A 3,147-nucleotide genomic window follows, 5' to 3' on the forward strand; every position below is an offset into this window, starting at 1 on the left:
CCAGCGGGTCGGGCGGGGGGACGGACGGCGGGCCCGCCGCGCCGGTGCGCAGCCGCTCGAAGACCAGGTCGAAGGTGAAGCCCGCGGTGAAGCCGAGCGGAATGGTGAAGAACAGCAGTCGGCGCACGTCCAGATGGTCGAGGAGGGCGGGGACGGTCAGCAGCTGGGAAGCGACGTAGAGCAGGACGCAGACCAGCCCGGCACCCAGCCCCCGTACCGCCGCACGTCCCCACCGCACGTCGCTCTCGAAGGAGTTGCGCAGGATCGCGCCCGCGGCCGAGGCCACCAGCGGGGCGCCCACCAGGACCAGCAGATCCAGGGCGCCCGCCTGCCGCGACTGCCGGGCCGTCACCAGGGCCGCGACGGAGACCAGCATGCACACGGCCGCCACGGCGAGCCCCCTGGCCGACCGCCGGGCCGCCGTGCGTTCGTCCCGCGCGCGTTCCGCGAGGGTGCGCAGCCTGCGTTCCCGCTGTCTGAGCAGACAGGCGATCAGCCGGGAGGCGGACGCCGAGGACCAGTTGTCGCCCATCAGGCGGATGTCGGAGTCGTCCGCGTCGTTGCGGACCTTGTCGAAGTTGATCCACACCTGGCCGGCCCCGCCGCCGAACGCGGCCACCGTCACCAGCGGCAGACGCTGCGACAGGGCGATGATCCCGGACACCCTGGTGGACTGGCCGCCCCCCATCAGCAGCACGCCGTCGCAGCTCAACAGGGTGTGGTAGAACGCCACTTCCCACTCGCCGCTGCTGTCGCGGAGGATCTCCAGGCTGACGTGGACGTCCGGCGCCAGGCCGAAGTCGACGTCGCTGTGGCGCGGCGGGAAGGCCGCCACCCGGCCGGGCTCCGCCTCGGTGCAGGCGTCCGCGTACCCGGCCACGACATCGGTCTCGATGTACTCGGAGCTGCTGGAGAAGACGGCCAGATCACAACTGGCCCGGGCGAGCTCTCTGCCCAGCTGCCGACAGGCCTCGGGAGCGAGATCGGTGGCCCTGAGGGGGTGGGAGAAGGTGCGACCGGGGTCGGTGCTGCCGACGACGGCTATGAGAGGACGCGCGGAGTGCGGCGAAGTCATGTACCAGTCTAGGCAGTTGCCTCTGATGCGTCTCGACTGGTTCAGCGGGTTTTCGCCGCATTTTTTGGAGTTCGGGGTGTAGTCGGGGGCGTGCAGGGGGATGGGTGAGCCGACGGTGGGGAGAAGTGATGGCGGGCCTCAGCCGGATACCGGCCTATTTCAGTCACAGCTACTGGGCAGAGGACCGGGATCTGAACGAACACTTCTGGAACCTCTTCTGGAACGAGGGTTTCACTTTCGCGGTCGACCCGAAGACCAATCCCCTCTCGCCCACCCATCTGGAACTGATGATGGATCAGAGCGCCTGCTTTGTCGGCGTGGTGACGCATCGTCAGGAGGAACGCCGGTACCGCGCCTCGCCGTTCATGGTGCACGAGCACGACCTCGCGCTGCAGGCGAGAAAGCCCAGGCTCGTGTTCATGGAGACCGGTGTGTCGGCCGGGTTCTTCCCGGTGGCCGACGAGCAGCGCATCGTGTTCAACCGCCGCCAACTCCCCGCCGCGGGCGAGGTGAAGCCCGCGATCGCACGCCTCACCAGCCGGAGCGGTCCGGCCGGCGGCGCCGCCAAGGGACTGCTCGGCACGGTCGGACTGATCCTGCCCGACGACCCCGCGTACCGGGCCGCCGAGCCGCTCATCCGGCGGGCGGTCGAGGACGTCGGATACCGCGCCCGCACCATCAGTCTCGAATTCGAGGATCTCTTCGAGTTCCTGCTCGCCGTCGACGAGTGCGACTTCGTCGTCGTCGACGTCGCCTCCCCCCACGCGGTGCCCTGGGTCTTCCCCGAGCTGAGCGGCCGCTTCCGGCCGACCCTCAAACTGATCCACGATCCACCCGACGGCCGGTATGTGCCGCAGCCGTCGAAACTGGTGAGCGGAGCCGCCCTCCGGGCGGCCGAGCCGGCGGACCGCATCACGGTCCACTGGAGCCACCCGGAGGAACTCGCCGGCCGGGTTCAGGACCTGGTGGCCCGGTTCTACCAGCCACGGCTGGAGTTCGAGACCTACGAGGAGGGCGTCGGATACTTCCGCAGCCTCGGCCGGGCCCAGGGCAGCATCTTCCTCAGCAACGCCCGCGGGGACGACGCGCTGGCTCAGCGCATCGGCCGCAGCCTCGAACTGCAGAACCTGTCGTACTTCCACTACCTGCGCCGCAACACCATCGAGCTCGGTGCCGACTGGCGCAGCCAGCTGTACGCGAACGTGGCCGCGTGCCGGGTGTTCCTGCCGCTCATCAGCCAGCACTACTGGGAGAGCGAGTACTGCCGGGAGGAGTACGACATCGCCGAACGCCTGCGCGCCGACGGCCGGCTGGTGATCCTGCCGTACTTCCTCGGCCCCGGAGTGGCACGGCAGGTCACCTTCCAGGGCCGGTCCATCGGCCACCTGTCCCAGGACGAACAGGTCACGGTCATCGGCCGTGACGTGGACAACGAGTTCGTCGAGCGCCGCCGGCTGGAGGACCGCGCCGTGACGGCCGGGGAGCGGGGTGCCGCGGCCCGCCCGCCCACCCCGGGACGCCGGTGCGACATCGCGCTCATCACGCTCCTGCCCGAGGCCCATGACGCGCTGCGCCGGCATCTGGAGACCTCCGGCGCGCACACCGAGACCGCACTGCACGGCACCGGATGCGCGTGGCTGCGCACCAGCGTCCAGGCCGTGGGCCGCAGCAGCGCCTACGAGGTGGTGGTGGCCCAGCCCTGTGCCGGCCGCGACGGGGTCGCCAACGCCGTCGCCGCCACGATCGAGGAGCACCAGCCCGAGACGGTGGTCTTCGTCGGAGCCTGCTGCGCCATCGCCCCCGACCTCGTGCCCGGCGACGTGGTGATCTCCAACCGACTGCACGGCTACACGTACGACGAACTGGAACAGAGCTGTCGGCCCCGCCCCGACCACAGCCACCTGGCGCACGAGGGGGTGGCCGCGCTCGGTGACAGCATGCGCCTCAACTACACCTACTGGACCGAGAAGGTGTACGAGCGTCCGCCCAGCGGTCCCCGGAACGCCGGACCGCGGGTCGTGGTCGGCCCGATCGCCTCGGGGGACGCGTCCGTCGGCGGCAGCGGGGACCCG

At 70.4% G+C, this 3,147-nt stretch carries 2 protein-coding genes; one reads left to right on the forward strand and one right to left on the reverse strand.

The annotated features are described in order from the left end of the window. Positions 1–1,075: hypothetical protein (locus R6V09_RS49665; protein WP_317888019.1), on the reverse strand; the 1,075-nt coding region annotated here is incomplete at its 3' end. 128 nt (positions 1,076–1,203) lie between these two features. Here R6V09_RS49665 and R6V09_RS49670 point away from each other — a divergent pair. Beyond that, a partial coding sequence (locus R6V09_RS49670) for a TIR domain-containing protein (protein ID WP_317888020.1) occupies positions 1,204–3,147 on the forward strand: 1,944 nt, incomplete at its 3' end.

The organism is Streptomyces sp. W16 (assembly GCF_033194735.1).
Classification (GTDB): domain Bacteria; phylum Actinomycetota; class Actinomycetes; order Streptomycetales; family Streptomycetaceae; genus Streptomyces.